Source organism: Streptomyces sp. NWU339, assembly GCF_003143855.1.
Taxonomy (GTDB): Bacteria; Actinomycetota; Actinomycetes; order Streptomycetales; family Streptomycetaceae; genus Streptomyces.
Map to the genome: position 1 here is coordinate 179,937 of NZ_QFRK01000010.1, position 23,291 is coordinate 203,227.

Genomic DNA, 23,291 nt, shown 5'->3' on the forward strand with positions numbered 1-23,291 from the left:
CGACACAGGAGGGGAGCGGTGACCGTGCGAGGGGACTTCAAGGAGCCTGCCAGGTGCCGCCCCGACCTGGTCATCGGCCGGGAGGAACCGTTCGCCGAGGCGCGCGAACAGCTCGCCCGAGGGGGCAGTGTGCTGCTCCACGGGCCCGCCGGAATAGGAAAGTCGACCGTGCTGCGGGCACTTGCGGCGGAAAACGCCGGCGCGGCGCCCACGGTGTTGCGCTGCTCGGCCACCGAGTCCGAATCCCACCTCCCGTTCCTGGCACTGGCCGATCTGTTCGGTCTGGTCCTGGACCGGGTCTCCGGTGCGCTGCCCGCCGCGCAACGCACCGCCCTGGAGTCGGCGCTCACCGGCCGCGGCGAGTCGACCCTCCAACGGGACGGTCTCGCGCTGCGCCTGGCGGTGCTGTCCACCCTGCGGGCGCTCGCCGCCGAGGGGCCCGTCCTGGTCGTCGCCGACGATCTGCAGTGGCTGGACCCGGCCAGCGCGGAGCTTCTCGGATTCGCCGCGCGGCGCCTCGGCGACACCCCCGTGCAGATGCTGTGCGCGGTGCGTACGGAGGGGCTGGAGGAGTACGACCGTCATCTGCGGGCCTGCCCGCCGGACACGCGCGTGGTGCGGCTGGGCCCGTTCTCCCGTGTCCAGGTGTCCACGCTGCTCGACCACCGCGGCTACACGGGCCTGTCCCGTACCACCGTCCGTGACATCCACCGCACCAGCGGCGGCAACCCGCTCTTCGCGCTCGAACTGGGCCGCGCCCTGGCCGAGAGCCCGACCCGCCCCCGCCCCGGTGAGCCGCTGCCGGTGCCGACCTCGCTGCGGGCCCTGGTGCTCAGCCGGCTGGAGATGCTGTCGGACGAGGCGCGCCGCACCCTGCTGGTGGCCAGCGTCGGCGCCCGCCCCACGCCGGCGCTGCTGCACGCGGCCGGCCGGGACCACGCCGAGGAGGAGACGGCCCAGGCCGCCGCGCTGGGGCTGCTGGCGACGGACCCGGAGGAGCCGGCCCTGCGTTTCGCGCATCCGCTGATCTCGGCCGCGCTGTACGCGGAGGCCCCGGCGCACGAGCGGCGGGCCGCGCACGCCGCGCTGTCCACGGCGGCCTCCGACCCCATCGAGCGGGCCCGGCATCTGGCCCTGGCCACGACCGGCACCGATCCGGAGGTGGCGGCCCGGCTCGCCGAGGCCGCCGCGCTGGCCCGGGACCGGGGGGCGCCCTCGGTCGCGGCCTCGCTGGGGCTGCTGGCGGCCCGTCACACCCCGGCGGACCCGTCGGCCGACGGCACGCGGGCGGACACGGCGTCGGCCGGCGGCGAGCCGGGCCGCAGCGTGCCGAGTCCGGACGAGCGGCGGCTGCAGGCCGCCGAGGACGCCATCACCGCCGGGGAGGTGGATCTCGCCCGGGACATCGCGCGCGAGGTGCTGACCCGGGCCACGGTGCCCGCGGAGCGGGTGCGGGCGTGGATGGTGGTCATCGAGGCGGCCGGGCAGGCGCTCGGCGAGGTCGACGCGGTCTACCCGCAGGTGCTGGCGGACGCCGGCGACGACCCGCGGCTGCTCGCCCTGGTCCACTACCAGCTGGCCTGGCGGGAGGTGGTGGTGGACGGCGACTTCGCCAAGGCCCGGCTGGAGACCGCGCACGCCGCGGAACTGGCCGCACGCGGCGGGGACCGGCGTACGGAGCTGATGGCGCTCGCCTTCCAGTCCTCCACCGAGACCCTGATGGGCCACCCGGACGCGCCCGCCACCATCGAGCGGGCCCTGCAGGAACCCCAGGACCCCGATGTGGCCTGCCACCACAACGGCGCCGCGTCGGCCAGGTTCCGCTGGCTGCTGATGAGCGACCAGCTGCCCGAGGCCCGCAGGAGCATCACCGGACTGCTGCGGGAGGCCCGGCGGCGCGGCATGGTCGAGAGCGAGGTGCACTTCCTGCGTCTGCTCGCCGACACCGAACTGCGTTCCGGGCACTGCGGCCGGGCCCTGGACCTGACCCGCGAGAGCCTGCGGCTGGCCCGTGACTCCGGGATCGGCGAGAGCGCCTCGGCCATGCTCGCCTCCCTCGCGGAGGCCTCCGGCGGGGACGTGGACCGGGCGCTCGCACTGGCCCGGGAGGCCGCGGACCACGCCGAGGTGGACGGCGACCAGTTGTATCTCTCCCTCGCCCTGGCCGCCCTGGGCTACGCCCGGTTGGTCGCCGGGGACGCCGCGGCCGCGGTCCGTTCGCTGCGCCGGGTGCGGGAGTTGGAGCACGGCATGGGCATCCACGACCCGGCGCGGGGCCGCTGGCACGGCGATCTCGCCGAGGCGCTGGTGCGGATCGGTGAACCCGGCGAGGCGCAGGAACTCATCAACGTCACACGGGTGCACGCGCGGCGTCTGAACCGCTTGAGCGTGCTGGCCGTACTCGACCGCGCCGAGGCGCTGGTACGCGCGGCGCGTGGCGAACACGAGGCCGCCCGGGTGCAGTTGACGTCGGCGCAGGGCCGACTCGCCGCGCTGGGTTTCGGCCTGGAGGAGGCGCGGGCCGCGTTCGCGCTGGCCCGGCTGCGTGCCCGGGACCCGGGTCCGGCCCCGTACGACGAGGCCGCACGGCTGTTCCGGCGCTGCCGCGCCCTGCCCTGGCTGCGCCAGGTGGACGCGGCCGTGACCGCCGGTCCGGTGGTGCCGGAGACCGTGCCCGCCGCCCCGGCGACCCCGGCCGCGCTGGACGGTCTCGCCTCGATGGAACGGCAGGTCGCCTCACTGGTGATGGAGGGGGCCACCAACCGGGAGATCGCCGGCCGACTGTTCATCAGCGTGAAGACCGTCGAGGCGACCCTCACCCGGGTGTACCGGAAACTGGGCATCCGGTCGCGGGTGGACATCGTCCGGCTGGCGGCGGGCCGCCGTACGAAGTAACCGGGGCGGATGGGGAGTTCGGGGCTCCGGCGACCGAGGGTTTTCCCTGTCCGGCTCCCGTAGGGGCTTCCCTCATTGGGGGCTCGCGCTCCGGCTCGTAGCGTAATCCGTGCCGCTCGCCGGGCACATGGAGACCGGTGGCCCGGTCCCCGTGCTGAACCCCCCACCCCGTGCGACCCCCCCACCGGCAACCGACGAGGAGACCGATGTCCGGGCTCACCCGCGCCAAGAAGGCCGCCGCGCTCGTCGCGGCGACCGCGGCCGCCGCCGCGACCGCACTGCTCACCGCCCCCTCCGCCGCCGCCGCTCCCCAGCCGATCGTCGGCGGCACCACGACCACGACGTCCGCGTACCCGTTCGTCATGCAGATCACCGACGCCTCGCAGAACCAGTTCTGCGGCGGCACCCTGGTCACGCCCACGAAGGTGGTCACGGCCGCCCACTGCATGGTCGGCGAGACCACCGGCAGTGTGCGCGTGGTCGGCGGGCGCACCTACCTGAACGGCACCAACGGTACGGTGGCGCGCGTCAGCAGGATCTGGATCAGCCCGGACTACCGGAGCGTCACCCGCGGCGACGACGTCGCGGTGCTGACCCTGTCGACGTCGATGCCGTACTCCACGGCGGGCTACGTCTCCTCCTCGGACACCTCGGTGTACGCGGCCGGCACCACCGCCCGCATCCTGGGCTGGGGCACCACCTCCTCGGGCGGCAGCTCCTCCAACCAGTTGCGCACCGCGACCGTCCCGACGGTGTCCGACGCGAGCTGCGGCAGTTCGTACGGTTCCCGGTTCGTCCGGAGCGACATGGTGTGCGCCGGCCACTCCTCCGGCGGCGTGGACAGCTGCCAGGGCGACAGCGGCGGACCGCTGCTCATAGGCGGCCGGCTCGCGGGCATCACCTCTTGGGGCGACGGCTGCGCGGCGGCCGGATCCCCTGGCGTGTACACCCGGTTGACCACCTTCTCCGGGGAGGTCACGGCCCAGATCAACTCGTAGCCCCACGGGTCGATGTGAGGCACCCGAGTTCCTGAGTACCCCTCAGGTGATTGCCAGGGGGCGTTGCGAGCTTCCACGAGCAGCCCGCAACGCCCCCTTTCCATGCCCGGGGGCGAACCTCCCCATCAAGGCCCATTCAGGAGATTTCCTCGAGACGTGTAACACCGTGACGGTCACCGGACGCTGATCCGTACGGGACGCGAGAAGCGGCCCTTTTTCATGCAGTCGGGCACCACCCCGGAACAACCCCACGACGAAGGGCCGCCCCCAGTGAATCCCCACCCCACCGAGAACGGTGGAACCGCACAGACCCCGCAGAACCCCCAGACCGCCCAGAGCCCCAAGAGCCCTCGGAGCGACGCCGGCCGCCCCCGGGGAACCGAAGGCCTCCCGGTCTACGAGAGCCTGGTGCGCGAACGGGGTGACGTCGTGGCGGAGGCCCGCGAGGTGGCCGAACGCACGGAGTTCGAGATGCGTCGGGTGCTGGCCTCCCGCACCCGGCCGGCCCCGGCACCCCGGTGATGTCGCGCACCGGCTGAGCCGGTCGGGTGAGCCCCTCCCCGCCCGGGCCACCGGGCGGACGGGATTCCCTAGGATCCTTCCGTGGCCACCTTCCAGCTCCAGCGCACGGCGCCCCTCCCGATCGACGAGACCTGGCGCCGGCTCACGGAGTGGCACCGCCACGGAGCGGCGGTCCCCCTCACCCGGATCACCGTGACCCCTCCCCCGCCCACCGGTGAGGGCACGGTCGTCGTCGCCCGCTCGGGTCTCGGCCCGCTCTCCTTCGACGACCCGATGGAGGTGACGGTGTGGCGGCCCCCCGGCCCCGGTTCCCCGGGCCTGTGCCGCCTGGAGAAGCGGGGCCGCGTGGTCCGGGGCTGGGCGGAGATCGAGGTCCGTCCGGGGCCGGGCGGACGCACCCGCGTCCTGTGGCGCGAGGACCTGCGGGTCCGCTTCCTCCCCGCCTTCTGCGACCCCGCGCTGCGGTCGGTCTCCCGCCAGGTGTTCGGACGAGCGGTGAACACCCTGCTGCGACAGCCGTGACGGCCGGAGCGGCGGGTGATCACCGCGTCGGCGGCACCACCCTCACGCCCCCGAGCCGGTCCGGCCCGCGGGCTCGGGTGCGGGTGCGACGGTGGGCGGCGTGGGTTCGACGTCGTGGTGGATCGGGGTGTGGGCGCCGGTGAGGGGGACGCCGGCGCCGCCCCGACGGGTGGCGACGATCTCGGCGGCGATGGACAGGGCCGTCTCCTCCGGGGTGCGGGCGCCGAGGTCGAGGCCGATCGGGGAGCGCAGGCGGGCCAGTTCCGGGTCGGTGACGCCGGCCTCGCGCAGGCGGGCCTCGCGGTCCAGGTGGGTGCGGCGGGAGCCCATCGCGCCGACGTAGGCGACCGGGAGGCGCAGGGCGAGCCGGAGCAGGGGGACGTCGAACTTCGCGTCGTGGGTGAGGACGCACAGGACCGTACGGGCGTCGACGTCGGTGCGCTCCAGGTACCGGTGCGGCCACTCGACGACGATCTCGTCGGCGTCCGGGAAGCGTGCCCGGGTGGCGAACACGGGGCGCGCGTCGCACACCGTGACCCGGTAGCCGAGGAACGTGCCGGCCCGGACCAGCGCCGACGCGAAGTCGATCGCGCCGAAGACGATCATCCGGGGCGGCGGGACCGACGACTCGACCAGCAGGGTCACCGGGGCGCCGCAGCGTGAACCCTCCGCGCCGATCTCCAGGGTGCCGGTGCGGCCCGCGTCCAGGAACGCGCCCGCCTCCCACGCCACGGTGCGGTCGAGACCCGGACGGTCGCCGAAACCCCCCTCGTACGAGCCGTCGGGGTACACCGTGAGCGCGCGGCCCATCAGGTCGGCGGGGCCGCTCACGATCCGCGCCACGGCCGCCGCCTCGCCTCGCGCGGCGGCGGCGAGCGCGGCGGTGAGCGCCGGGCGGACGGGGTCCGCGGCCCGTACCGGTGTGATCAGGATGTCGATGACGCCGCCGCAGGTCAGACCGGCGGCGAAGGCGTCCTCGTCGCTGTAGCCGAAGCGTTCCAGGACGGTTTCGCCGTCCCGGAGCGCCTGCTCGCACAGCGCGTACACCGCGCCCTCCACGCAGCCGCCGGAGACCGAGCCGATCGCCGTGCCGTCGGTGTCCACCGCCAGCGCGGCGCCGGGCCCGCGGGGCCCGCTGCCGACGACCGCCACCACGGTGGCGACCGCGAAGTCGCGGCCCTGCTCGGCCCACCGGTGCAGTTCCTCGGCGATGTCCAGCATCTCTCGGCCTCCTGAGCCGGGTGCTCCGGGCGGCGCGCGCTGTGGCCGTTCGTGTGCCGCCCGGAGGGTCTGTCATGCGGTGCCGGTCAGGTGCTCCGGTCGTACCGGCGTACGGTTCAGCTCCAGCCCGGTCGCGTTCCGGACGGCCGCGAGGACCGCCGGGGTGGACGACAGGGTCGGGGCCTCGCCGACGCCGCGCAGCCCGTACGGCGCGTGGTGGTCGGCGAGTTCGAGCACGTCGACGGGGATGGTCGGCGTGTCGAGGATGGTGGGGATGAGGTAGTCGGTGAAGGAGGGGTTGCGGACCTTCGCGGTCTTCGGGTCGACCAGGATCTCCTCCATGACCGCCACGCCCAGGCCCTGGGTGGTGCCGCCCTGGATCTGTCCGATGACGGACAGCGGGTTGAGCGCCTTTCCGACGTCCTGTGCGCAGGCCAGTTCGATCACCTTGACCAGGCCGAGTTCGGTGTCGACCTCGACGACGGCGCGGTGCGCGGCGAACGTGTACTGGACGTGCCCGTTGCCCTGGCCGGTGCGCAGGTCGAAGGGTTCGGTCGGCCGGTGCCGCCACTCCTCCTCCACCTCGACGGCCTCGTCGCCGAGGACGTCCACCAGCTCGGCGAGGACTTCGCCGCCGTCGGTGACGACCTTGCCGCCCTCCAGCAGGAGTTCGGCCGTCGCCCACGCCGGGTGGTACGAGCCGAGCCGGCGCCGGCCGAGTTCGAGCACCCGCTCGCGGACGAGCTCACAGGCGTGGCGCACGGCGCCTCCGGTGACATAGGTCTGCCGGGAGGCGGAGGTCGAACCGGCCGAGCCCACCCGGGTGTCGGCCGGGTGGATGGTCACCTGGGCGACACCGAGCTCGGTGCGGGCGATCTGGGCGTGGACGGTGACACCGCCCTGTCCGACCTCCGCCATCGCGGTGTGCACGGTGGCCACGGGCTGCCCGCCGACCACCTCCATCCGCACGCGCGCGGTGGAGTAGTCGTCGAAGCCCTCGGAGAAACCGACGTTCTTGATGCCGACCGCGTAGCCGACGCCGCGGACGACGCCCTCGCCGTGGGTGGTGTTGGACAGGCCGCCCGGCAGCTGGCGTACGTCGGCGCCCTCGCTGCTCTCCCACTGCCGCTCGGGCGGCATCGGCATCGCCTTGACGCGGCGCAGGAGTTCGGCGACCGGCGCCGGGGAGTCGACCCGCTGCCCGGTGGGCATGACCGTGCCCTGCTCCATGGCGTTGAGCTGTCTGAACTCCACCGGGTCCATGCCGAGTTCCCGCGCCAGCTTGTCCATCTGCGCCTCGTAGGCGAAGCACGCCTGGACCGCGCCGAAGCCGCGCATGGCGCCGCAGGGCGGGTTGTTGGTGTAGAGGGCGAGGCCCTCGATCTCGACGTGGTCGACCCGGTAGGGGCCGATGCCGAGGGAGGTGGCGTTGCCGACCACGGCCGGGGAGGCGGAGGCGTACGCGCCGCCGTCGAGCACGATGCGGCACTTCACATGGGTCAGTCTGCCGTCGCGGGTGGCGCCGTGCTCGTAGAAGAGCTTGGCAGGATGGCGGTGGACGTGGCCGAAGAAGGACTCGAAGCGGTTGTAGACGATCTTGACGGGCTTGCCGGTGCGCAGGGCGAGCAGGCAGGCGTGGATCTGCATGGACAGGTCCTCGCGGCCCCCGAACGCGCCTCCGACGCCGGACAGGGTCATCCGTACCTTGTCCTCGGGCAGGCCGAGGACGGGCGCGATCTGGCGCAGGTCGGAGTGGAGCCACTGGGTGGCGATGTAGAGGTGGACGCCCCCGTCCTCCTCGGGGACGGCGAGTCCCGACTCGGGGCCGAGGAACGCCTGGTCCTGCATGCCGAAGGTGTACTCGCCCTCGACGACGACGTCCGCCCGCTCGCGGGCCCGTGCCACGTCACCGCGCACGATCGGCTGGCGGTGGACGATGTTGGGGTGGGGGACGTGGGCGAAGTGGCGGTCTTCCCGGTTCTCGTGGACGAGGGGCGCGTCGGGGGCGAGCGCGGATGCCTCGTCGGTGACGACCGGGAGTTCGCGGTACTCGACCCTGATCCTGGCGGCGGCGCGACGCGCGGTCTCCGGGTGGTCGGCGGCGACCATGGCGACGGGCTCGCCGTGGTGACGGACCTTGCCGTGGGCGAGGACGGGGGTGTCCTGGATCTCCAGGCCGTAGTTCTTCACCTCGGTCGGCAGGTCGTCGTGTGTCATGACGGCGTACACGCCCGGCAGCGCGAGGGCCTCGGAGGTGTCGATCGACACGATCTCGGCGTGCGCGACCGTGGAGCGCAGGATCTGGCCCCAGAGCATGTCCTCGTGCCACATGTCGGAGGAGTACGCGAACTCGCCGGTGACCTTGAGGGTGCCGTCGGGGCGGAGGGTGGACTCCCCGATGCCGCCCCTGGTCCGCGCGCCCTGGGTGAGGGTGGCGGGCGCGCCGAGGGGGGTGCCGGCCGGTCCGGGCGCTGTGGAGGGCTCCTGGGTGGTCATGCGCGGGCCCCCTCGGACTGGCGGGCGGCCGCGAGGCGGACCGCGTCCATGATCTTCTCGTAGCCCGTGCAGCGGCACAGGTTGCCCGACAGCGCCTCGCGGATGTCCGCGTCGCTCGGGCTGGGGTTGCGCTCCAGCATCTCGTCGGCGGCGACCATCAGGCCCGGGGTGCAGAAGCCGCACTGGACGGCGCCGGCATCGATGAACGCCTGCTGGATCGGGGCGAGTTCGGTGCCCTCGCCGGTCTGCGAGCCGGCGCCCGGGGCCGCCTGCCACCGGTGGGCCTCGTTCAAGGAGGTGCCGCTTTCCGCGGGAGTGGCACAGTGTCCGGCACCGGCACCGCGGGAACGCTGCCGGGCGAAGTCCGCCAGTCCCTCGACCGTGACGACGTCACGGCCCTCGGCCTGGCCGGCCGCGACGAGGCACGAGCACACCGGGACGCCGTCCAGGCGCACCGTGCAGGAGCCGCACTCGCCCTGTTCGCAGGCGTTCTTGGAGCCGGGCAGGCCGAGCCGCTCGCGCAGCACGTACAGCAGGGACTCGCCCTCCCACACGTCGTCGGCCTGCTGGGGCCGTCCGTTGACGGTGAAGTCGATGCGCATCACGCGGCTCCCTCGGTGCTACGGCGGGCGCCGCGGTACGACTCCCAGGTCCAGGTCAGCGTGCGGCGGGCCATGACGCCGACGGCGTGCCGGCGGTAACTCGCGGTGCCCCGGACGTCGTCGATCGGGTTGCAGGCGGCGGCACACAGGTCCGCGAACTGCTTGGCCACGGACGGTGTGACGATCTTCCCGTTGTCCCAGAAGCCGCCCTCGTCGAGCGCCGCGTTCAGGAACTCCTCGGCGGCCGTGGCGCGTACGGGCGTGGGTGCCGCGGAGCCGATGCCGGTGCGGACCGTACGGGTCCCGGGGTGCAGGGCCAGGCCGAACGCGCACACGGCGATGACCATCGCGTTGCGGGTGCCGACCTTGGAGAACTGCTGGGGGCCGTCGGCCTTCTTGATGTGCACGGCGCGGATCAGCTCGTCCGGCGCCAGCGCGTTGCGCTTCACACCGGTGTAGAAGGCGTCGATCGGGATGCGGCGGGACCCGCGCACCGACTCGGCCTCGACCTCGGCACCGGCGGCGAGCAGCGCCGGGTGGGCGTCGCCCGCCGGGGAGGCGGTGCCGAGGTTGCCGCCGACCCCGCCGCGGTTGCGGATCTGCGGGGAGGCGACCGTGTGGGAGGCGAGGGCGAGACCCGGCAGCTCGGCCCGCAGGTGCTCCATGATCCTCGAGTACGGGACGGAGGCGCCGAGCCGTACGGTGTCCTCGCCGACCTCCCACTCGGCGAGGTCGGCGATGCGGTTGAGGTCCATGAGGTACTCGGGTCTGCGGTGGTCGAAGTTGATCTCGACCATCACATCGGTGCCGCCCGCGATCGGTACGGCGGTGGGGTGCTCGGCCTTCGCGGCGAGCGCCTCCTCCCAGCTGGCTGGGCGAAGGAAGTCCATGACCGACTCTCTTCTTCGTCTCGTGTCGTGCGCGTCGAGTTGTTCCTCCCGTGAGTCGTACGGGATCGAGCCGATCCGTGCCCGGCGGGCCCGGCCCGTCCGTGGGGGATTCACCCGGAGTGCGCCTCAGTACACCGTCCGTTGCTCCACCCGGGTCAGTCACGAAAGCCATGAAGGAGTTGGCTGGCCAGTGCAGTCATCTTGTAGATTCATATGAACGGAGAGCCTCGGCGGCTTCAGCGACCTCGACGATCGCAGTGATTTCCATGTCTTCCTCCAGGAACAACGGATCCAGAGGGCATGGAGAGCACTCTTCTGGTAACCGGCCGACCGCAACCGATCGGCCGCCCGCCGGGCGCTGCGCCGAAACCGCTGAGCTCTCTCCACGGCCCATCGTAGGCATCGACGCACGCGTCAACGTACACATCGACGCATGTAAAGCACGTAACTCACATACCGACGCACACATCGACACAAAGGGAACGGCGGCGACGAGAATGCGGCTGCGCGCACTGCTGGAGACCGACACGCTGGGTCTCAGGCTGCTCGGCGGCGAGGACGAGCTGGACCGCACCGTGCACGGGGTGATGACCACCGACCTCAAGGACCCCAGCCGCTATCTCTCGGGCGGGGAACTGGTGCTCACGGGCCTGGCCTGGCGCCGGGACCCCGCCGACTCGGAGCCGTTCGTACGGCGCATGGTGCGGGCGGGGATCGCCGCCCTGGCGGCCGGTGAGGCCGAGCTGGGCGACATCCCGGACGACCTGATCGCGGCCTGTGCGCGGCACCGGCTGCCGCTGTTCGCGGTGCACGAGTCGGTGGCCTTCGCGACCGTCACCGAGCACGTCGTGCGGAAGGTGTCCGGCGAGCGGGCCGGGGACCTCGCGGCCGTGGTGGACCGGCACCGGCGGATGATGACCTCGGGCCCGGCGGGCGGCGGCCCGGACGTGGTGCTCGATCTGCTCGGCACCGACCTGGACCTGCGGGCATGGGTGCTCTCGCCCACCGGGCGGCTGATCGCCGGTTCGAAGGCGGCGGGGCCGGGGCTGCCCGCGGGCGTGGGCGCACGGCTCGCGGCGGAGCAGTTGGCGGCCGCCCGCTCCGGCCGACCCGGACCGCACCGGGTGACGCTGGACGACCGGACCACGTACAGCCTCTTCCCGGTGCGCGGCGGCGGGCACTCCGCGCGGACCCCGCGGGACGGGCGGGACGCCCCCGGGGTCCAGGACGGCCCGGACGGCCGGGGGACGGTGCTGTCGGACTGGCTGCTGGCGGTCGAGGCGGACGCCGGGGACTGGGCCGAGGAACGGCTGGACCTGCTGTACGGCGTCACCCAGCTGATCGCGGTCGAACGGGACCGCCGGGACGCGGCGCGCACGGTGCGCCGCCGGCTCGCGCACGAGGTGCTGGAGCTGGTGCAGGCGGGAGCCGCGCCGGCCGAGGTCGCGGCCCGGCTGCGGGTGGCGGCGCCGGTACTGCTGCCCGGATTCGGGGCCGCGCCGCACTGGCAGGTGGTCGTGGCCCGCGTCGACTGGGACGGCGGCGGGGTCGAGGGCGGTCCGGCGGCGCAGGCGCTGCTCGAGGAGATCCTGGTCGACCCGGCGTCGACGGGGCCCGAGCAGTCCGACCGGCTCGCGGTGACACACACCGGGGAGGAGGCGATCGCGCTCGTCCCGCTGCCGGCGGTGGCGGGCGAGCACGAGGGCTCCGCCGAGAGCGGGCTCCTCGCGGAGACCCTGCTGGAGTCCGTACGGGACCCGCTGACCGCCGGCCTGGACGGCGACGGGCGGCTCACGCTCGGGGTCAGCGCGGCCGTGCACTCGGCGGAGGGGCTGCGCGGGGCCCTGGAGGAGGCGCGGCACGCGCGGCGCGTGGCCGCGGCCCGTCCGGGCCGGGTCTGCGCGGCCGGCCACCACGAGCTGGCCTCGCACGTCCTGCTGCTGCCCTTCGTCCCCGACGACGTACGGCGGGCCTTCACCGCCCGTCTCCTGGACCCGCTGCGGGAGTACGACCGGCGCCACCGCGCCGAGTTGATCCCCACCCTGGAAGCCTTCCTGGACTGCGACGGCTCCTGGACCCGCTGCGCCTCCCGGCTGCATCTGCACGTCAACACCCTGCGGTACCGGGTGGGCCGCATCGAGCAGCTGACGGGCCGTGACCTGTCCCGCCTGGAGGACAAGCTGGACTTCTTCCTGGCGCTCCGCATGAGTTGAGGGCGGACCGCCGACGGGGGCCGGGGCCGCCCGGGGCGGGGGTGGCGTGCGGTGGAGTCGTGCGCCGGTGGGGACTCGCGGGCGCCGTCGGGGAGTTGGCCGTTCGTGCCCGTTGATCCATGACTTTGTGAAATCCTTCACCCGCCCTCTTGGCCCGGCCCCGTTGTTCGTGCTGAGATGCGGCCACCACTCAACAGCTCGAAGGCGTGCTCGGGGAGGGCAACGTGGCGCATACCGCCATGTCTGGTAACGGAACGACCGCTGGTGACGATCCTCTCCAGACCGCGGTATGGCGGCTGCGCTCACGCGCCTGTTGGGTCGACGCCGCCGCCCTGCTCACGCCGGTGACCCCGGCCACCGCGCTGCAGCGGGCGTCGCTCCTGGTGGAGCGGTGCCTGTACACCGAGGCGGGGTGGGAGGAGGCCGAGGACGCGCTGCGTACGGCCGAGGCGCTGGCCGACAGCGACGACGAGCGGGGCGCCGCCGCTTGTGAACGCGGGTACTTGGCCTACGCCGCCACCCTGTTCGGCGTGCGGGACCGGGCCGACGAGGCACGGGCCGCGCTCGGACGCGCGGCGGCGCTGATCCCTCCGGGGGCCGCGGCGCGGGCGCTGCTGGACTTCCGGCGCGGGTTGATCGCCGAGAATCTGACCCGGTCCCCGCAGTCGGCGCGCGCCGCGTACCGCCGCGCCCACGCGGGCGCCACCGCGCACGCCGATCCGCTGCTGCTCTCCGGCACCTGGCGCCACCTCGCCGGTCTCGCCCTGAGGGAGGGCGAGTTGGCGGAGGCACGGCACGGCTTCGCCGAATCACTGCGGATCCGCGAGGAGCTGGGTTATCTGGTCGGCACGGCACCGGCCCTGGTCTCCCTCGCCGACACGGAGACCGACCCGGAGGCGTCCCGCCTGCGGGAGGAGGCCCGCCGCCTGTTGCGCCTGCTCGGCGGTGTCCCCACCTGGCTGTCCCGCCAACTGGCCCCGCCGGCGCCGGGAGCGGCCCCGGCGTAGTGGCGCCCCGACGTTCTCAGACCACCCCGGTGAAGTGGTCCTCCACCAGCAACCGCACCGCGTCCGGGTCACCTGCGATCAACGCATCCAGCAGGGCGGTGTGTTCGTGGGCGTCGGTCACCAGTCGCGCCGCCCCGCCCCGGGCGCCGGGGGCGGAGCCGATCAGGGGCCACTGGGCGCGGCGGTGCAGGTCCTCGGCGATCCGGAGCAACTGTTCGTTGCCGGCCAGGGCGAGCACCGCGCGGTGGAAGGCGCGGTCGGACTCGGCGTACGTGGCACGGCAGCCGGAGGAGGCGGCGCGGATGGTGGCCTCGGCGAGGGGGCGCAGTTCGGCCCAGCGTTCGGCGGGCACCGTACGGGACAGCCGCAGCACCACCGGGATCTCGATCAGCGCCCGGACCTCGGTCAGTTCGGCCAGTTCCCGGTCGTCCCGCTCCACGACCCGGAACCCCCGGTTCGGCACCACCTCGACCGCGCCCTCCAGGGTGAGTTGCTGCATGGCCTCGCGGACCGGTGTCGCGGAGACCCCGAACCGCTCGGCCAGCACCGGCGCGGAGTACACCGCGCCGGGCCGCAGATCACCCGTCACCAGGGCGGTGCGCAGCGCGGCGAGGATCTGCCCGCGCACGGAGGACCGCTGGACGGACCGTCGGGGCAGGGGCCGGGGAAGGGCCGGTTCGCTGTGCGTGTGCTCACCGCGCACGCCGTCGGCCTCGGCCCTGCCGGGTGCGGCGGCGCCGGTCCCCTCACCTCGCGGCCGGTTCCGTGGCCGGTCCGCGTCCTCCGCGCCGGGCTGGGCGGGCACCCTGCCCCTGCCCGTGGCGCCCTGTCCGGTCCCCGTGTCGTCCACCCCGACAAAGCCCTTCGTGCCCTGCTTCACCGGGTCCTCCTCCGGATGTATCGGTACTTGGGGTCATTACGGCGGCTTGTCACTCGCTCGTCAAGCACCTTAAGGGCACCGGGCCCTCGGTTCACATCCCGGCGATCTTGGGTAAGGTGAGGCTTACCTTTATTGGCCCGGTGTCAGCCGGCATCGGTCCGGCTCGACGAGACGTGAAGGGGTGGTCCCATGGCAGTGCCCGGTTCGGCCGTCGCGGACGCGTACGCCCGCCTGGCAGAGGTCTTCCCGGCACTCGCCGTCACGGAACTCGCCGCCGGCGAGGAGACTCCCCGGGGCGGCGCCTGGGTCGCCGCCGACGCCCTCGCCGAAGGGGACGGCGGGAGCGCGCTGGACGCCTTCCTGTCCTGGGACGAGAGCCAGATACTGCGGGACTACGGGCAGCGGGCCCGCCCGGACGTGGTCGCCAGTTTCGGCCTGCACCGCTACGCCTGGCCCGCCTGCCTGCTGATCACCGTGCCGTGGTTCCTGCACCGCCGCGTGCCGCGCTACCCCGTGACGCACGTCTCCTTCGACCGCACCGCCGCCGGGCTCGCCGTGGGCCGCATGGCCGTACGGCCGGACACCTTCGCCTGCCTTCCCGGCGACCCGGCGGCCTCGCTGCCCGGCGCCCGCGTGGTTCCGCACGAGGAGGCGCTGCGGGCCGAGGTGCGGACCGCAGTCGCCGAGCACCTCGAACCCGTCCTGACGGGCTTCGGCCCGCGGATGCGGCGGCGCGGCCGTGCTCTGTGGGGCATGGCGACCGACGAGGTCGTGGAGAGCCTGCGGTACATCGGCCAGTTGCTCGGCGAGGAGGAGCGGGCCCTGCGGGAGCTGGAACTGCTGCTGCCCGGCGCGACCAAGCCGTACGTCGGCGCGGCGGGGTTCCGCCGGGCGACCGGGCCGGAGGGCGAACCGACGCACACCCGGGACCGGATCAGCTGCTGCATGTTCTACACCCTGCGCCCCGAGGACATCTGCGCCACCTGCCCGCGCACCTGCGGGGGCGCGAAGGCCGTCACCAGGCAGCTGGCAAGGGCGAGCTGACGCCGCGAAGGTCACAGGCGATTCACGATTCCCTCACTCGCCGCGGGAACTCTCCATCGAACCACTCGTACGGGTAGTCTCATTCGAACCCGACTCTCACGACCCAAGCGTCAGTTCGAGCAGAACGACGCCCTGGGTGTCCCCTCGCGCTTCGATGGCCGCCACTTGCCCCGAAATCCCCTGAGGGACGGTGGGATTGGGCCACTATGGCGGGCGTTACGCCCTATCCCAATGCAAGGGACCCCTAGATGAGACTGACCGATATATCGCTGAATTGGCTGCTTCCGGGCGCCGTGCTGCTCCTGGGCATGCTGGCGGCGGTGGCGGTGCTCGCGCGAGGCAAGCGCTCCTCGGTCAAGGACACGAGTGCGGACGACTCGTGGGAGCGCAGCGAGGAGCGCCGCAGGCGCAAGGAGGCCGTCTACGGCACCGTCTCCTACGTCCTGCTGTTCTGCTGTGCGGCGGTGGCGGCGGCGCTCTCCTTCCACGGCCTGGTCGGCTTCGGTGAGCAGAACCTCGGCCTGTCCGGCGGCTGGCAGTACCTCGTCCCCTTCGGTCTGGACGGCGCGGCGATGTTCTGCTCGGTGCTCGCCGTACGCGAGGCGAGCCACGGTGACGCGGCGCTCGGCTCCCGCATACTCGTGTGGACGTTCGCGTTCGCCGCGGCCTGGTTCAACTGGGTGCACGCCCCCCGGGGCCTCGGACACGCGGGCGCCCCGCACTTCTTCGCGGGTATGTCCCTGTCGGCGGCCGTGCTGTTCGACCGCGCGCTGAAGCAGACCCGCCGGGCCGCCCTGCGCGAACAGGGCCTGGTGCCGCGCCCGTTGCCGCAGATCCGTATCGTCCGCTGGCTGCGGGCCCCCCGTGAGACGTACCGTGCCTGGTCGCTGATGCTCCTGGAGGGCGTGCGCAGCCTGGACGAGGCTGTCGAGGAGGTGCGCGAGGACCAGCGTCAGAAGGACGAGACGCGACGGCGCAGGCGCGAGCACGAGCGGGTGGAGCGGGCGCGGCTGAAGGCGATCAGCCGCGGCCACCGCGGTGTGCTGGGCCGGGGCGCCGGCCACCAGGTGGAGGCTCCGACGGTGGAGCGGGCCGACGACATGGTCTCCGCGGAGCCCGTCATACCGGCGCCGGAGGCCCTGCCGATGCGCGCACGTCCCTCCCTCCAGCCGGTACGCCGCGGTTCCGACCCGGTGACCGTCGACCTCACCGCGGAGGACGACACCCAGGCACTGCCGCGCCTGGACTCCCTGGAGCGCAAGCTCAAGGACCTGGAGCAGCAGTTCGGCTGACGGGCGGCGGCGCGTCAGGCGGCGTCCGCGTCGAGTTCGAACCAGACCGCCTTGCCCACCGCGTGCGCCCTGATCCCCCACGCGTCGGCGAGGGACTCGACCAGCACCAGCCCCCGGCCGTGCGTACCGTCACCTGTGTCCGGTACCCGCGGCCGGGGCTCGTGGTCCACGAAGTCCCGTACCTCGACCCGTAGTCCACGGGGTCCGACGGTGGCGGTGAGGACCGCCGCCCGGTCGGTGTGGACCAGCGCGTTGGTGACGAGCTCGGTGGTGAGCAGCTCGGCCGTCTCCGACTGTCCGGGTCTGCCCCAGTGCCTGAGCAGTTGCCGCAGGTCGTGGCGGGACTCGGGCACCGCCCGCAGGTCCGCGCGTCCCAGTCGGCGTCTCAGCTGTGCCGCCGGGGCCCGCTCCCCGTCGCCGTCGGCCGTCTCCTCCACGGTCGTCACCCGGGTCGTCCCGGCCATGCCGGGGCCACCCCCTCGTGCCTGCCTTCTCATGGCCCCCGCCCGCGTTCCGGTGTCGATTCCCCCTGCGGCTCGAACATGTCCATGGGAATCCATGCCCCATCACCCACGCGCCAAGTCATGTGGCATGGTCAAGGCCGGTTATTGGCCGAACTTCAACGGCCACACACGTGTGCGGGGTCGTCCTCCCGACCCCCGTGGCGAGAGGACGACCCCGGTCTTCACGGTGGTCGTGGGCGCCGTCAGTACAGCTTGTCGACGGCCGTGGTCGTCGTCTTCTTGAAGGCGGCCACCGGGGCGTCGTCGAAGTCGCCCATCTGCCCCCAGCTCACGACGGTCACCGTCCTGCCGTCCCGTCCCACGGACAGCAGGTGGATGTCGGTGGCACCCCAGGAGGCGTTGGTGTGCAGACCGTGCACCTGCGCGCCCTCCTCGACCGGCAGCGAGCCGTAGTACCGGCCCTCGGCGTCGAGTTCCGGGTCGGTTCGCTCGATCCGGTCCGCGCAGGAACGGATCTTCTTGTTCAGCAGTGCGGCCAGTGCCTTGCCCTGGGCGGCCGAGCCGGTCACGACGGTGGCCTGCACGGCGCCCGTGTCCAGTTCGGTGTGGAAGACCCGGTGCCGGTAGCCGTGGGCCGGCACGCCCTCGCCCAGGCAGTAGGCGAGCTCCATCGGGAAGCCGTCGGTGACCGGTCCCGCGGTCCACTCGGACCACGCGTGCGGAGGCAGCTCGGAAGCCGCGAGGAACCTGGGTGAGGCGGCCTTGTTCTCCAGGGCCCCGGCCGGCCCGGTGAGTGCCGTGACGGCGGCGAGGGCGGCGAGGGTGAGTGCGGAGAGTGCGGCGGCGCGGGTGCGCGTGGGCATGGGTGTCCCCCGTGAGGAGTGCGTGGTGGGATGCGGTACGGCGTGTTGCGGCCGTGTCGGCCGGCCGTTGGTCCGGCCGTCGTGCACCGCGGCCACCGTCATGGGCGCGGTGGTCCGTCCGGTGGTCGTCGGGACGACACCCAGAGCATCGGCCGTCCCGGGAGGCCGGCGCAAGCGTCGGCGCCCGGTCCCTGGGGATGGAACCATCCCAGCCCGTCTGACGTGCAGGTACATGGGGTGCCTGGGATGCCGTTCCGTGCCCGGTTCGGCCCAACGAGTACGAGGTGACGGTGTCGGCACAGGACGATGTGGCGCGGTTCGCGGCGCTGCTGCGGGAACTGAAGGAGCGTACGGACCGCAGCTACGGCTCGCTGGCCCGCCGCCTCGGCATGAACACCTCGACTCTGCACCGCTACTGCGCCGGAGAGGCGGTGCCCCTCGACTTCGCGCCCGTGGAGCGTTTCGCCGCCCTGTGCGGGGCGTCGGGCGGGGAACGCCTGGAACTCCACCGCCGCTGGCTCCTGGCGGTCGCGGCACGACAACGGCCTCGGGCGGCGGAGGCGGAGGCGCCCGGCGGTGACGGTGACGCTGCCGTCGCCGGTACTGGCACCGACACCGGCACCGAGCGTCCCGCCCCGGACGCCGGCACCGTGAGCGGCCCTCGGCCCGCGCCCGCCCGCCCCCGGCCCTGGTACCGGCGCAAGCGCGTCGCGGGCACACTTGCCGTCGCCTGTGCGTCACTCGCCACGGTGGGAACACTGGCCGCGCTGCCGGACGGCCACCGCTCCTCCCCCGACGACGGCACCCGGGCCGCCACCGCGAACCCGGCACCGACCGCCTCCGCGGAACCCACGGCAGCGGACCGCCCCGCCCCGTCGCCACCCGCGTCAGGTTCTCCTGGTTCCTCTGGTTCCTCCGTCTCGGGGCGCACCCCCGGCGCCCCCGGAGCGCGGGGCGAGCCGTCCGGCCCGGCCGCTCCCGGGGGCGCCGGGCGCACCCCCGAGAAGTCCGCCGCCCCCGCCGGGGCGCCCCTCGCCTGGACCGTCGACTCGCATGCCTGGGCGTTCGGCTGCGGCCACGACTACGTCATCGCCAAGCCGCCCGCCGAGGTGCCGCCGCCCCCGGCCCCGCAGGACGCCGGTACCTGGGCGGCGACGCAGACGGCGGTGCACGGGGGCGAGACGATCGTGGAGCTGTCCGTGCAGGGGACGTCCGACACGGCCGTCGTCCTCACGGCGCTGCGGGTCCGGGTGACCGGCCGCACCGACCCCGCCCCGGGGAACGCGTACGCCATGGACCAGGGCTGCGGCGGTGCCCTCACCCCGCGGTACTTCGACGTGGACCTGGACAAGGACCGGCCCGTCGCCCGCGCGGTCGCCGGGAACGACGCCGGTACGCCGATCCCGGCGGTCCGGATGCCCTACCGGGTCTCCGCGACGGACCCGGAGGTGCTGCAGGTCACCGCCCGGACCGTGACCTGCGACTGCAGCTGGTACCTGGAACTGGACTGGTCCTTCACCGGCCGCTCCGGCACCGTGCGGATCGACGACCGGGGCCGTCCGTTCCGCACCAGCGGCATCGAGGGTCTGCCCCGCTACGAGTACGACACCGGCGCCCGCCGCTGGGCGCCCCGGATGGGCTGACCTCCCGTCACGGCCGGGGCACGTTGCGCAGGTTGGAGCGCGCCATCTGGAGCATCCGGCCGACCCCTCCGTCCAGCACCATCTTCGACGCGGACAGCGCGAAGCCGGTCACCATCTCGGCGCTGATCTTCGGTGGGATGGACAGCGCGTTGGGATCGGTGACGACGTCGACGAGGGCCGGACCCTTGTGCTTGAACGCCGACTTGAGGGCTCCGGCGAGGTCCTTCGGCTTCTCCACCCGCACCCCGTGCGCGCCGCAGGCACGGGCGACGGCGGCGAAGTCGGGATTCTTCATGGCGGTTCCGTGCGAGGGCAGCCCGGCGACCAGCATCTCCAACTCGACCATGCTGAGCGAGGAGTTGTTGAAGAGGACGACCTTCACCGGCAGGTCGTACTGGACGAGGGTGAGGAAGTCACCCATGAGCATGGTGAATCCGCCGTCCCCGGACATCGACACGACCTGTCGGCCCCGGTCGACGAACTGCGCCCCGATCGCCATCGGCAGCGCGTTCGCCATCGAGCCGTGGGAGAAGGAACCGATGACCCGGCGGCGGCCGTTGGGCGAGACGTAGCGGGCCGCCCAGACGTTGCACATCCCGGTGTCCACGGTGAACACCGCGTCGTCTTCGGCGAGTTCGTCCAGCACGGAGGCCACGTACTCGGGGTGGATCGGCACGTGCTTCTCGACATTCTGCGTGTACGCCTTCACCACCCCCTCCAGCGCGTCCGCGTGCTTCTTCAGCATCCGGTCGAGGAACCTGCGGTCGTCCTTGGCCTTGACCCTCGGGGTCAGGCAGCGCAGCGTCTCCCGCACGTCGCCCCACACCGCGAGGTCAAGTTTCGAGCGGCGGCCGAGGTTCTCGGGCCGCACATCGACCTGGACGATCTTCACGTCGTCGGGGAGGAAGGCGTTGTACGGGAAGTCGGTGCCGAGCAGGATCAGCAGGTCGCACTCGTGGGTGGCCTCGTAGGCGGCGCCGTATCCGAGCAGCCCGCTCATGCCGACGTCGTACGGATTGTCGTACTGGATCCACTCCTTGCCGCGCAGGGCGTGCCCGACCGGGGACTTGATCTTCTGGGCGAACTCCATGACCTCGGCGTGCGCGCCCTGTGTGCCGGCGCCGCAGAAGAGGGTGACCTTCCCGGCCGCGTCGATCATGTCGACGAGCCGGTCGATCTCGGCGTCGCCGGGCCGGACCGTGGGCCGGGAGGTGACCAGGGCGGTCTCGGCGGCCTTCTCCGGGGCGGCGTGGTCGGCGATGTCACCGGGCAGGGTGACGACGCTGACTCCGGAGCGGCCCACCGCGTTCTGGATGGCGGTGTGCAGCAGCCGGGGCATCTGCTGGGGGCTGGAGATCATCTCGCTGTAGTGGCTGCACTCGCGGAACAACTGGTCGGGATGGGTCTCCTGGAAGTAGCCGAGGCCGATCTCGCTGGACGGGATGTGCGAGGCGAGGGCGAGGACCGGGGCCATGGACCGGTGGGCGTCGTACAGCCCGTTGATGAGGTGGAGGTTGCCGGGCCCGCAGGAGCCGGCGCAGGCGGTGAGCCGGCCGGTGATCTGGGCCTCGGCACCGGCGGCGAAGGCCGCGGTCTCCTCGTGCCGGACGTGGACCCAGTCGATGGCGGAGTTGCGGCGCACGGCGTCGACCACCGGGTTGAGGCTGTCGCCGACGACGCCGTAGAGGCGCTTGACTCCCGCGCGGGTCAGGATGTCGACGAACTGTTCCGCGACGTTCTGTTTGGCCATGGCTCTCGGGTGCCCCTTCGGTGTCCGTGAATCCCTCGGGCTTGTGGGCTTCCGGGTCTCCCTCCGGGTTCCATGAATTCACACCCGTCGCGCTCACGCCTCCCAGACGGCGACGGCCGTACGGTCGTCCGCGTACCCCTTGACCCGTACCTGGGTGTCGGCGAGGAACGCGGCGAGGCCCGGCGGTTCGGGTCGGGACCACCGCTCGGCCAGGTGGGACCGGAGTTCTCGCTCGCCGCGCAGCGGATCGGCGAGGCCCGCACTGCACAGCAGGAGGGTGTCACCCTCACGGGCTACGGAGGTACGGAAGCGGAAGGGTTCGCGCGGAGGGCCGGGGGCGGGCTCGTACGGGCTCGGGGGCGTCGGGATGCCGAGGTCCATGGTGAGCCGGTCGCCCTCGGGGGTCTCGGAGGGCGGTGAGCCGAAGCCCATCACGGCCCCTCCCCTGGCCTCGGCGGCCTCCGGTTCGATGTCCTGCCACGCGCCGTCCCGCAGCCGGAACAGGCCGCCGGCGCCGACGCCGAAGAACACCCGGGTACGGCATTCGGGGTCGGCGGGCAGCAGGAGGCAGCGCAGGGTGGCCCCGTACGCCTCGGGTGCGAGGCCCTGCTCGGCGGCGCCCGCGCGGAGCCTGCCGAGGGTGCGGTCGGTGAGGCGGTGCAGTCCGGACTTGAGTTCACCGCGCCGGGCGGCCCTGATGTCCTCGGCGAGACGGGAATGGCTGAGGCCCACCGCCTTGCCCATCCACCGGCAGGCCTCGGCGGCCGCGCGGTGTGCGCCGGGGGCGGCCCGTACGCCGGTCGCGACCGCCACCAGCACCAGCGCCCGGTCCCCGCTGCCGAACCGGGCGGTCAGCAGGGCGTCCCGCCGCGGTTCGCCCCGGTGGCGCGCGGAATCGCCCCGTACGGACGCGGCCCGCAGGGTGCAGGCCCCGTACCGGGCGCCGTCCAGCACGGTGTCCGGGACCAGGTCGTCCAGTTCGTGGGGGTCGGCGGCGGGCAGCGCGGTGGGTTCGGCGTCGTAGGTGGGCAGCCGGGAGCCCACATGACCGCGCGGCACCGGCGGCGCTCCGGCGGGGCGGACGGGGCGCTGTGCACGGGGGTCGGCGGGGACATCGGCGAGGGTGGGCGTGGCCTCGGCGGCGGGCGCGGTCGGCCGCTCGTTCACCGTGCCGGCCGCGGAGTCGAAGCGGTCGTCGAGGGAGTCGGCCGCGGCCGCGGAGCCCGTGTCATCACCGGCGTCGTCGTACAACTGCCCCCACCAGTCGTCCTCGTGACCGGCGGACCCGCCCCCCTGCTCGCTCATACCCTCAATTCTCCACCGCGAGGGTCCGATGGAAACGGGGCATCAGGAAATCCGTCCCCGGTGGCGGGCGGCGACGGTGCGCCACCCGCCACCCGGAACGTCCGTTCGACAGGAGTGGCCGGTGCGGGTCCGGCGCACCTGGTCTGCGCCTTTCGTCGCCCTCCGGCACCCTGGACGGATGGGAGCGTGGGACCTCCTGCTGACCGGACTGGTGATCCTGTTCGGCCTGTGCGGAGTACTGCTGCCCGGGGTGCCGGGGTCGTGGCTGGTGTGGGCCGGGACCCTCTGGTGGGCCCTGAAGGACCCGCGGCCCGTGGCGTGGTGGGTGCTCGTCGGGGCGACCGTCGCCCTGCTCCTCTCCCAGGTGGTCCACTGGACGCTGTCGCCCCGCCGACTACGGGCCGACGGGATCGAAGGGCGGGTTCTGGCGTACGCCGGCGCGGGGTCGTTCCTCGGCTTCGTCCTGGTGCCCGTGCTGGGCGCCGTCCCGGGCTTCGTAACCGGGATCTACGCCGGCGAGCGGATCCGCCTGGGCCGCCACGGCGAAGCGGTCGCGGCGACGCGTACGGCGATGCGCGCGGGCGGCTGGAGCCTGCTGACCGAACTGTTCACCTGCCAGCTGATCACGGCGGCGTGGCTCGGCGCGGTGGTCTGGGGCTGAGAACCCCGGGCGAAACGGGCGCC

The 23,291-nt window shown here is 73.4% G+C and carries 19 protein-coding genes; 10 read left to right on the forward strand and 9 right to left on the reverse strand.

Features of this window, described 5'->3' with window-relative positions:
* Nucleotides 1–18 precede the first annotated feature (18 nt).
* The 4 genes from DIZ27_RS15145 (at nucleotide 19) to DIZ27_RS15160 (ending at nucleotide 4,937) form a co-directional block, all read left to right on the forward strand.
* Complete coding sequence (locus DIZ27_RS15145) at nucleotides 19–2,895, forward strand: AAA family ATPase (RefSeq protein WP_109378921.1); 2,877 nt, start codon at nucleotides 19–21, stop codon at nucleotides 2,893–2,895.
* A 206-nt stretch (nucleotides 2,896–3,101) separates the two neighbouring features.
* Nucleotides 3,102–3,893 (forward strand): trypsin-like serine protease, encoded by a 792-nt coding sequence (locus DIZ27_RS15150; protein ID WP_109378922.1) that lies wholly within the window; start codon nucleotides 3,102–3,104, stop codon nucleotides 3,891–3,893.
* A gap of 219 nt (nucleotides 3,894–4,112) precedes the next feature.
* The gene (locus DIZ27_RS15155) at nucleotides 4,113–4,415 is read left to right on the forward strand and encodes a hypothetical protein (RefSeq protein WP_146228948.1); all 303 of its coding nucleotides are present in this window, start codon (nucleotides 4,113–4,115) and stop codon (nucleotides 4,413–4,415) included.
* Between the two features lie 81 nt (nucleotides 4,416–4,496).
* A complete protein-coding gene (locus DIZ27_RS15160) occupies nucleotides 4,497–4,937 on the forward strand; it encodes an Immediate-early protein 2 (protein ID WP_109378924.1) in 441 nt (146 codons plus the stop codon).
* 42 nt (nucleotides 4,938–4,979) lie between these two features.
* Here the strand turns inward: DIZ27_RS15160 and DIZ27_RS15165 are convergent, their stop codons facing one another.
* The 4 genes from DIZ27_RS15165 to DIZ27_RS15180 all read right to left on the reverse strand — a co-directional run bounded on the left by DIZ27_RS15165 (nucleotide 4,980) and on the right by DIZ27_RS15180 (nucleotide 10,146).
* On the reverse strand, nucleotides 4,980–6,158 hold the full coding sequence (locus DIZ27_RS15165; RefSeq protein ID WP_109378925.1) for an XdhC family protein: 1,179 nt from the start codon (nucleotides 6,156–6,158) through the stop codon (nucleotides 4,980–4,982).
* A gap of 72 nt (nucleotides 6,159–6,230) precedes the next feature.
* Nucleotides 6,231–8,654: a xanthine dehydrogenase subunit D gene (gene pucD, locus DIZ27_RS15170; RefSeq protein ID WP_258308376.1), complete on the reverse strand. Its 2,424-nt coding sequence runs from the start codon at nucleotides 8,652–8,654 to the stop codon at nucleotides 6,231–6,233.
* Entirely contained in the window at nucleotides 8,651–9,256 is a 606-nt protein-coding gene (locus DIZ27_RS15175; RefSeq protein ID WP_109378926.1) for a (2Fe-2S)-binding protein, read from the reverse strand. Before DIZ27_RS15175 ends, pucD begins: the two co-directional genes overlap by 4 nt.
* Nucleotides 9,256–10,146: a xanthine dehydrogenase family protein subunit M gene (locus tag DIZ27_RS15180; RefSeq protein WP_109378927.1), complete on the reverse strand. Its 891-nt coding sequence runs from the start codon at nucleotides 10,144–10,146 to the stop codon at nucleotides 9,256–9,258. Before DIZ27_RS15180 ends, DIZ27_RS15175 begins: the two co-directional genes overlap by 1 nt.
* Nucleotides 10,147–10,643: 497 nt before the next feature.
* Between DIZ27_RS15180 and DIZ27_RS15185 the strand changes: the two genes are divergently transcribed.
* On the forward strand, nucleotides 10,644–12,359 hold the full coding sequence (locus DIZ27_RS15185) for a PucR family transcriptional regulator ligand-binding domain-containing protein (protein WP_109378928.1): 1,716 nt from the start codon (nucleotides 10,644–10,646) through the stop codon (nucleotides 12,357–12,359).
* Nucleotides 12,360–12,598: 239 nt separating this feature from the next.
* Complete coding sequence (locus DIZ27_RS15190; RefSeq protein ID WP_109379007.1) at nucleotides 12,599–13,366, forward strand: hypothetical protein; 768 nt, start codon at nucleotides 12,599–12,601, stop codon at nucleotides 13,364–13,366.
* Between the two features lie 16 nt (nucleotides 13,367–13,382).
* Here DIZ27_RS15190 and DIZ27_RS15195 read toward each other — a convergent pair whose 3' ends face one another.
* Nucleotides 13,383–14,246, reverse strand: a complete 864-nt coding sequence (locus DIZ27_RS15195) for a GntR family transcriptional regulator (RefSeq protein ID WP_109378929.1) — start codon at nucleotides 14,244–14,246, stop codon at nucleotides 13,383–13,385.
* A 189-nt stretch (nucleotides 14,247–14,435) separates the two neighbouring features.
* Here DIZ27_RS15195 and DIZ27_RS15200 point away from each other — a divergent pair, with 189 nt between their 5' ends.
* Nucleotides 14,436–15,290: a (2Fe-2S)-binding protein gene (locus DIZ27_RS15200; protein WP_109378930.1), complete on the forward strand. Its 855-nt coding sequence runs from the start codon at nucleotides 14,436–14,438 to the stop codon at nucleotides 15,288–15,290.
* A gap of 248 nt (nucleotides 15,291–15,538) precedes the next feature.
* A complete protein-coding gene (locus DIZ27_RS15205; RefSeq protein WP_109378931.1) occupies nucleotides 15,539–16,582 on the forward strand; it encodes a DUF2637 domain-containing protein in 1,044 nt (347 codons plus the stop codon).
* Between the two features lie 14 nt (nucleotides 16,583–16,596).
* Here the strand turns inward: DIZ27_RS15205 and DIZ27_RS15210 are convergent, their stop codons facing one another.
* Together DIZ27_RS15210 and DIZ27_RS15215 are read right to left on the reverse strand one after the other, a co-directional pair.
* The gene (locus DIZ27_RS15210) at nucleotides 16,597–17,046 is read right to left on the reverse strand and encodes an ATP-binding protein (protein ID WP_258308377.1); all 450 of its coding nucleotides are present in this window, start codon (nucleotides 17,044–17,046) and stop codon (nucleotides 16,597–16,599) included.
* 242 nt (nucleotides 17,047–17,288) lie between these two features.
* Nucleotides 17,289–17,909, reverse strand: coding sequence for a hypothetical protein (locus DIZ27_RS15215; protein ID WP_109379009.1), 621 nt, complete (start codon nucleotides 17,907–17,909; stop codon nucleotides 17,289–17,291).
* Nucleotides 17,910–18,199: 290 nt separating this feature from the next.
* Between DIZ27_RS15215 and DIZ27_RS15220 the strand changes: the two genes are divergently transcribed.
* Nucleotides 18,200–19,552, forward strand: a complete 1,353-nt coding sequence (locus tag DIZ27_RS15220) for a helix-turn-helix transcriptional regulator (RefSeq protein ID WP_109379008.1) — start codon at nucleotides 18,200–18,202, stop codon at nucleotides 19,550–19,552.
* Between the two features lie 7 nt (nucleotides 19,553–19,559).
* On the opposite strand, the gene DIZ27_RS15225 is transcribed toward DIZ27_RS15220, so the two are convergent.
* Together DIZ27_RS15225 and DIZ27_RS15230 are read right to left on the reverse strand one after the other, a co-directional pair.
* A complete protein-coding gene (locus tag DIZ27_RS15225) occupies nucleotides 19,560–21,302 on the reverse strand; it encodes a pyruvate dehydrogenase (RefSeq protein ID WP_109378933.1) in 1,743 nt (580 codons plus the stop codon).
* A 93-nt stretch (nucleotides 21,303–21,395) separates the two neighbouring features.
* Complete coding sequence (locus DIZ27_RS15230) at nucleotides 21,396–22,607, reverse strand: protein phosphatase 2C domain-containing protein (protein WP_109378934.1); 1,212 nt, start codon at nucleotides 22,605–22,607, stop codon at nucleotides 21,396–21,398.
* Between the two features lie 178 nt (nucleotides 22,608–22,785).
* Here DIZ27_RS15230 and DIZ27_RS15235 point away from each other — a divergent pair, with 178 nt between their 5' ends.
* A complete protein-coding gene (locus DIZ27_RS15235) occupies nucleotides 22,786–23,268 on the forward strand; it encodes a DUF456 domain-containing protein (RefSeq protein WP_109378935.1) in 483 nt (160 codons plus the stop codon).
* Nucleotides 23,269–23,291 lie beyond the last annotated feature (23 nt).